The sequence below is a fragment of the Methanocalculus sp. genome (genome assembly GCF_030651615.1).
Classification (GTDB): domain Archaea; phylum Halobacteriota; class Methanomicrobia; order Methanomicrobiales; family Methanocorpusculaceae; genus Methanocalculus.
In genome coordinates, this window is sequence record NZ_JAUSCG010000144.1 from 1 (window position 1) to 6,768 (window position 6,768).

9 protein-coding genes are annotated in these 6,768 nt (G+C 52.5%); 4 read left to right on the forward strand and 5 right to left on the reverse strand.

What is annotated here, in order from left to right; genetic code table 11:
- Positions 1-506 precede the first annotated feature (506 nt).
- The 3 genes from Q7V06_RS06250 to larB are packed head-to-tail and all read right to left on the reverse strand — an operon-like array spanning position 507 to position 2,164.
- Entirely contained in the window at positions 507-860 is a 354-nt protein-coding gene (locus Q7V06_RS06250; protein WP_304839601.1) for a hypothetical protein, read from the reverse strand.
- A 30-nt stretch (positions 861-890) separates the two neighbouring features.
- On the reverse strand, positions 891-1,397 hold the full coding sequence (locus tag Q7V06_RS06255) for a nicotinamide-nucleotide adenylyltransferase (RefSeq protein ID WP_304839604.1): 507 nt from the start codon (positions 1,395-1,397) through the stop codon (positions 891-893).
- Complete coding sequence (larB, locus tag Q7V06_RS06260; RefSeq protein ID WP_304839607.1) at positions 1,394-2,164, reverse strand: nickel pincer cofactor biosynthesis protein LarB; 771 nt, start codon at positions 2,162-2,164, stop codon at positions 1,394-1,396. The genes Q7V06_RS06255 and larB overlap by 4 nt, the downstream gene beginning before the upstream one ends.
- A 43-nt stretch (positions 2,165-2,207) precedes the next feature.
- On the opposite strand from larB, the gene Q7V06_RS06265 reads away from it, so the two are divergent.
- From Q7V06_RS06265 to Q7V06_RS06280, 4 genes are read left to right on the forward strand one after another with little or no spacing between them, the layout of a single operon-like run.
- Positions 2,208-2,516, forward strand: a complete 309-nt coding sequence (locus Q7V06_RS06265; RefSeq protein ID WP_304839610.1) for an ABC transporter permease — start codon at positions 2,208-2,210, stop codon at positions 2,514-2,516.
- Between the two features lie 14 nt (positions 2,517-2,530).
- A complete protein-coding gene (hisS, locus tag Q7V06_RS06270; protein WP_304839612.1) occupies positions 2,531-3,754 on the forward strand; it encodes a histidine--tRNA ligase in 1,224 nt (407 codons plus the stop codon).
- The gene (locus Q7V06_RS06275; protein ID WP_304839617.1) at positions 3,741-5,543 is read left to right on the forward strand and encodes a DNA topoisomerase VI subunit B; all 1,803 of its coding nucleotides are present in this window, start codon (positions 3,741-3,743) and stop codon (positions 5,541-5,543) included. The genes hisS and Q7V06_RS06275 overlap by 14 nt, the downstream gene beginning before the upstream one ends.
- A 4-nt stretch (positions 5,544-5,547) precedes the next feature.
- A complete protein-coding gene (locus tag Q7V06_RS06280) occupies positions 5,548-5,757 on the forward strand; it encodes a type II toxin-antitoxin system HicB family antitoxin (protein WP_304839619.1) in 210 nt (69 codons plus the stop codon).
- A gap of 9 nt (positions 5,758-5,766) precedes the next feature.
- Here the strand turns inward: Q7V06_RS06280 and Q7V06_RS06285 are convergent, their stop codons facing one another.
- On the reverse strand, positions 5,767-6,390 hold the full coding sequence (locus tag Q7V06_RS06285; protein ID WP_304839622.1) for an acylphosphatase: 624 nt from the start codon (positions 6,388-6,390) through the stop codon (positions 5,767-5,769).
- A 186-nt stretch (positions 6,391-6,576) separates the two neighbouring features.
- Complete coding sequence (locus Q7V06_RS06290; protein ID WP_304839624.1) at positions 6,577-6,768, reverse strand: type II toxin-antitoxin system HicB family antitoxin; 192 nt, start codon at positions 6,766-6,768, stop codon at positions 6,577-6,579.

Here is a 6,768-nt window from a genome sequence, read left to right on the forward strand (position 1 = left end):
TTTTCTCCATCATTGGATATTGGATCACGCTTAAGTACGCCAAGCCGCAAAGTTTTCTCGAATTGGTGTTACAGCCTCTCTTGGCGTCTTAGCGTGAGTATTCCTCCTCCCCTCTTGGTATTGGATCACGCTTAAGGACGCCAAGCCGCAAAGTTTTCTCTAATTGGTGTTACAGCCTCTCTTGGCGGCTTTGCGTGAGTATTTTTCTCCATCATTGGATATTGGATCACGCTAAGCCGCCAAGCCGCAAAGTTTTCTCGAATTGGTGTTAGCACCCTCTCTTGGCGGCTTTGCGTGAGTACTCCTCCTCCCCTCTTGGGTATTGGATCACGCTTAAGGACGCTAAGGCGCCAAGGTTTCTCGGATCGGTATTAGCACCCTCTCTTGGCGTCTTTGCGCCTTTGCGTGAGTATCGTCCTACTGAGAATTGAGTCGTGCAACAGCCTCCTGAGAGATAAAAAATAATACTCCGGCAGATTCTGCCGGATGACTGCTGGTGATACTCTTCACCCGTTTCTGATCCGGTACTGGAGCCGTACAGTCAGGATGATGAGTGTTACCGTATAGAGCAGCATCAGCGGCAGCTCTTTTGGAATGTCGCTTGGAAGTACGAAGAAGATGAACGCATAGAGAGGGGTGATCATTGAGACGAGATCACGTTTTGGGTCGGCAAAGGCCATCCCTGAGAGGAGGAGGGATGCGATGATACAGCCCCATATACCCGGAAGTTCAAATCCGGGGATGGGTAAGGTGACTCCAAGATAGGTGAGAAGAACGCCGAGGATGGCGACACCCGGTGTCAGGTACCAGTACTGGTTGATTACCGCTGCAAACGGAGGGGTCGGTTTTGTATTAGCCATTGATAGTACCTTGTTCTTTGAGTTTGTTATTCAATCGGTCTCTGAGATGGTTCGAAGGCGGTTTTCGCCATCTATCTCATGTATGACCTCTACAACCTCCGGGGGAACACAGCTCTCCCAGTCCTCCCCATTGAGTATCTTCTGCCGAATCGCAGTACCCGAGAGAGTCTCCCGGAGATACATCGGCGGAGATTTGATCGTAATTTCTGCCTCTTTAAAGAGCTGAATAACGAGCGGATTTGAGGTGTAGCAGATATCAAACGGAGGAGTCATCGAGGTGACATGGGCAACCCAGAGAGCATTTCTCCTCAGGTCCTCTATCGGGATCACATATGCGGGGCAGCCGAGGTCTTTGAGCGCGCGGGTGATCATCAGCACCCGTTCCCCTGCAGTGAAGGGATTCTGGGTGTCATGGGAGAGCTGGGCACTCCCTACACCGATGATGATCTCGTCAACTTCTTGTGCTATCCCCTCAAGCACCGCCTGGTGCCCGTTATGGTACGGCTGAAACCTGCCGATGTAAAAGCCCCGTCTCATTTCGATCTCTCCCGTGACGCAATCTGTGCTGCAAATGCCCCAGCTGTGAAGCCTGCATCTATGTTGACAACTGCGAGGACTGCACATGACTGGAGCATACTTGCAAGAGCTGCCTCCCCTTTGCCCATATATCCATAGCCGACCGACACAGGAACTCCAATCACCGGCCGATCGACAAGACCCGCCACAACTGCGGGGAGTGTCCCTTCTCTGCCTGCGCAGACCACAAAGGCATCCGCACCTCTGAGGTTGCTGAGTGCAGGAAAGAGCCGGTGAATACCAGCTGCACCGACATCATAGGCTGTTAGTGTTCTGCACCCCATCTCTTCTGCGATGATCCGTGCTTCCTCAGCAACACGAATATCTGATGTTCCTGCGGTGATGACAGCAACGGTGCCGTTTGTTATTGGTTTTGGGCTGCCATCTGAGAGGATGATGATCCTGGCATCCGGGAAATACTCGCAGGTGAGATCAGGTGTCCCCTGCTTCACCGCCTCTGCCTGCTCAGGCGTTGCCCTGCTTGCAAGGCAGCGGCCGGATGTCTCTGCATACCGCTTCATGATTGCAATCAGATGCGGTGTGTCCTTTCCTTCCGCAAGTACCACCTCAGGGATCCCGCACCTGATGGAGCGGCCAAGATCAAGACAGGCAATTGATCCGACCTCTTCAAGGCGGAGCCCGCTGATCCGATCCGCCGCATCTTCAGGAGAGCAGACACCTGATCTCACTTCATCAAGGAGATCCAGGAGACGTAGATTTGTGGGCATGGTCAATATTATCAAGGGACGAGGCGCATAATAAGTTCATTGCATGAATATTCTCTTCTATGTCACCTGTTTTGGGGCAGCCGTCACCATATTCCTCTGGCTGCGTGATCTTCGGATCTATGGACGGACCGGACTTCCAAATTATCGAAGAGCCGCTCTTCGTGGTGTGATCTGGACAGCAGTTGCATCTGCCGGAATTGCCGCGGGCTGGTTTGGCCAGTCGTTTGTTGGGATCGGTCTTGTGCTTGCCGCCCTCTATATGCAGGGGAAAGATGAGCGGGAGAGGATCTGGACCGGTGAAAAGACGCTGGAACGGTTCCTCGGTGCTGTGAAGACGAAGAAGAGACAATAACGAGAGTGATAGTGATGATTCAGAAACCCAGAGGTACACGTGATTTCTTTCCCGATGAGCTGGAAGCACGGAGAGATAGTGAAGAGACGATGCGAAGGGCGGTATCCAGGTGGGGGTACCGTGAGGTTGCCACCCCGGAGTTTGAGAATCTGGAGCTCTTCACCCTGAGATCAGGAGAAGGGATCATCGAGGAGATGTATGCTTTCCAGGATAAAGGAGGAAGGGATATTGCACTCCGCCCTGAGCTTACTGCTCCAGTTCTCCGTATGTATGTAAACGAGGCAAAGGTGCTGAACAAACCGGTCCGCTGGTTCTACTTTGGGGACTGTTTCAGGTATGAACGGCCGCAAAAAGGAAGATACAGGCAATTCTGGCAGTTTGGAATCGAACTGATCGGTGCGGATACCTCCTCTGCTGATGCCGAGGTGATCGCTGTTGGCTACGATCTGCTCCGGTCTGCCGGTGTTCGTTTTGAGCTTCGTGTCGGACATCTCGCAATGATGAAGAGTCTGATTGTGGATTTAGAGGTTGATATCCAGAAGAAGGTTCGAGGGTGTCTTGATAAACGGGATTATGGTGCACTCCACGAGGTGCTTCCTGATACCGGGCGAGCAGATCAGCTCACCGCCCTCATCGAATCAAAGAACCTCGATGATGCATTCGCCATCACCGGTGCGATTCCTGAAGAAGAACGAATCCGTGAGACATTTGCCATCCTTGATGCACATGAGGTGCCGTATATCCAGAATTTCGGTATTGCCCGTGGCCTCGACTATTATACCGGCTGCGTCTTCGAGGCGTTTGCTGAGAACCTCGGTGCCGAGAATCAGATCATGGGTGGCGGCGGGTATCGGCTTGCCCACCTCTTCGGCGGAGAAGATACACCATCATGCGGGTTTGCGATCGGGTTTGACCGGGTGATGGTCTCTCGTGGTGAGGAGAGTCCCAGACGGCCGGTGACTGTTGCGGTGGTTGCAACACCGGAAGGCCGGATAGATTCGATCAGGGTAGCTTCGGCATTCCGAAAAGCCGGAGTCCGGACGATCACTGATCTCCTCGGAAAGAGCCTCTCCGCACAGCTCTCACAGGCGGCAAAACATGCGGATTATGTGGCTGTCATCGGAAAGCGTGAGGTGGAAGAGGGGATGATCACCCTCCGGGATCTTTCAACCGGAGAACAGAAACAGCTAACCATTGAGGATGCCGTCGCCGGGGTGGTAGGCATTGGTGTTAGCTGAGGAGCTTGCAAAACAACAGAAGAGTATCAGTGTTGCGGAGTTCTTTGAGAAGAACAAGCATCTCCTCGGTTTTGACTCACCAACACGCGGCATTATTACGACAATAAAGGAAGCGATCGATAATGCCCTTGATGCCTGCGAGGAGGCGATGGTTCTTCCTGATATCCTCGTGATCATCAGAAAAACGGGATCTGAGACGTACTCAATCGCTGTTGAAGATAATGGCCCTGGCATCACTCCTGAACAGGTGCCGTTCGTCTTTGGAAAGCTCCTGTACGGATCACGGTTTCACCAGGTCCGGCAGAGCCGTGGCCAGCAGGGGATTGGGATCTCTGCTGCGGTCCTCTATGCACAACTGACAAGCGGGGTGCCTGCCACCGTCATCTCCCGAACAGGTCCAAAGACGAAGGCGCACCGGTTCACCCTGATGATCAAGACCCAGACGAATGAACCGGATGTCCTGTCGCATGAGGAGGTGGACTGGGCTCAGCCGCATGGCACCAGAATTGAGCTTGAGTTTGCGAGTTCGATGGCGGCGAAGAAACGCCTGCTTGAGTATCTGAAGTATACGTCCATCGTGAACCCTCATGCCCGTTTCCGGATCGAGATCGATGGTGAGGGTACGACCTTTGAACGGGTATCCGGGGAGGTTCCACCCTGCCCAAAGTCGATCAAACCCCACCCGCATGGGATCGAGTTTGGGATTCTGAAACGGATGGCAGCTGCAAGTGAAACATCTGTTGAAGTGTTTCTTGAAGAGGAGTTCTCGCGGGTCGGTAAGAAGACGGCACATGAGATCCTCGCTCTTGCCGGGGTTCTGGGGTCTGTACAGGCAGCAGATCTCGGACCTCTTGATCTGAAGAGACTTCTTTCAACGATGCAGACGGTGAAGATACCTGCTCCCCCGGCACAGGTCTGCCTCTCCCCAATCGGAGAGGAGCTGATCATCGGAGGTCTTGAGAAGGAGTTTGCCCTCGATTTTGTGAAGGCGCGGAGCAGGCCACCCGGTGTCTTCTCAGGTCACTCGTTTGTTGTCGAGGCAGCAATCGGATACGGGGGGAGGCTTGAGGCAGAGGGGTCGGCTAAAATCCTGCGATTTGCAAACCGTGTGCCGCTCCTGTACCAGCAGGGGGCATGTGCGATCACGCAGTCGATCCAATCGGTGAACTGGAAGAGCTACGGGATCTCACAGTCAGGGCTTCCGGTTGGGCCGGTCATGATCCTGGTGCATATTGCCTCGACGAATGTGCCGTTCACAAGCGAGAGCAAGGATGCGGTTGCTTCGATCCCCGAGGTCGAACGGGAGATCGTGCTGGCACTCCAGGAGCTCGGCCGCGACCTGAAGCTCTTCCTCTCACGGAGGGATAAAAGCCGTATTGCAGAAGACCGGGCACGTGCAGTCTGTGCGATCATTCCTGATATCGCACGAAAGGTCGCTGACATCGTCGAACTGCCGGTCCCGGATACCGCTGCTATTGAAGGGCGGATCATGCGGCGGGTTGTGGTAAAACGGGGGCTTTTTGAGGGATCGGTTCTGATCCGGGTGGATAACCACACGTCAAAACCGGTTGAGCTGACGCTCTATGATATCTCTTTCGATACCGGGGAGGGGGCAACGGTGCCACCGGACTTTGCATCTGAACTGGATGGCGAGGTGACGAAGTGCTGGCGGGTGACCCTGCCGCCGCATGAGTCGTTTAGGACGGAGTATCCCGGTGCCGGCGGCGGGTGTCTCACTGTGCAGGGGATCGAGGAGTCGCAGGTGGTGGTGATGGATTGTGAGGAGTGAGGGGATGGCTGGAGGGGGGTTTGTAACCTCAATTGATAAGGACGATGATGGCTATTTCGCCCATATACCCTCAATCCAGGGATGCTATGCACAGGGTGACACCTATGAGGAGGTGCTCACCAATATACAGGAAGTGCTTCACCTGATTCTAGAAGAGGATGGGGCAGATCGGTGTAACAGGCCAGCAGAATCCATACAGGATTTCACTATATAAGTAAAGGGATCAGACTTGTATTCCTGCACGGATAAGGGCATCCTTGATAGAGGCTATTTCCCGAATTATCTCGTTTTTCTCGTCATTAAGATATAATCGAGTGTCTTTTCTGAGGGAGGTAATTTCATCTCTGGTCTCTTTTCCGATCTCGATCATCTGATCCTGCCTGTCAAGCATCTGATCTTGTTTGTCGATTATCTTGTCCTGTTTGTCGATCACTTGATCCTGTTTATGTAACATCTGATCTTGTTTATCGAGGGTCTGGTACTGCAGGTCTCGAGTTGACTTTGAGACTTCAAGAGTTTCATGCATGATGGTGCCGGCATAATCAATCCGCTCAAAGAGCTCCTCCTGGATGTCTCCCCGGATGATTGTGAACCTTGGAAACTCGCCGGTTGCCTCCTGCCAGGTGACGTTACAGGAGGTTACTTCAATTGGGTACCGGACGATATCGATACCATGAATCAGCGCCTGAAGGAGATCTTCCCTACCTTCGGCAACGATCTCAACCTCCCCGGCATCAAGGTTCCGTACATATCCGGTAATACCTGTCCCGAATATCTCTTTCCGTACATGCTCCCGGAACCCGACCTTTTGAACATAGCCATCAACGATGACATGGATACGCTTCATTACATCTACTATGGAAGAGGAAGATAAAATAGTTTCTTCCGGCCTGGGATCAGAGATATCAACTATAGAGCGTTATTGCAGCATTTCTGCGTCATATGAACCGGAAAATAACTTAAATCATAAATTACAATCCATCCTGCTCTTTTTAAGGCTGCGATGTGTTTAATTACGTTTGCTCGCGGAAGCTTAGGTATATTGTATTCCAGAGGAATCGAGATCGATACTCATATGAGATGGAAGAGAACTGATTTGGATATTCTCAGATGCCATCTTTAATCTCGAGCTCAGGCAGCCAATGATTGCCTCATGAATATTTTCAATAGCTTCTTTGAGCGTTTCTCCTTCGCTCATACATCCTGGCAGGTCAGTACACTCCAC

Coding starts and splice junctions, on each gene's coding strand:
- Q7V06_RS06255 (WP_304839604.1), bottom strand. CDS start 1,397: ATGAGACGGGGCTTTTACATCGGCAGGTTTCAGCCGTACCATAACGGG.
- larB (WP_304839607.1), bottom strand. CDS start 2,164: ATGCCCACAAATCTACGTCTCCTGGATCTCCTTGATGAAGTGAGATCA.
- Q7V06_RS06265 (WP_304839610.1), top strand. CDS start 2,208: ATGAATATTCTCTTCTATGTCACCTGTTTTGGGGCAGCCGTCACCATA.
- Q7V06_RS06280 (WP_304839619.1), top strand. CDS start 5,548: ATGGCTGGAGGGGGGTTTGTAACCTCAATTGATAAGGACGATGATGGC.
- hisS (WP_304839612.1), top strand. CDS start 2,531: ATGATTCAGAAACCCAGAGGTACACGTGATTTCTTTCCCGATGAGCTG.
- Q7V06_RS06250 (WP_304839601.1), bottom strand. CDS start 860: ATGGCTAATACAAAACCGACCCCTCCGTTTGCAGCGGTAATCAACCAG.
- Q7V06_RS06285 (WP_304839622.1), bottom strand. CDS start 6,390: ATGAAGCGTATCCATGTCATCGTTGATGGCTATGTTCAAAAGGTCGGG.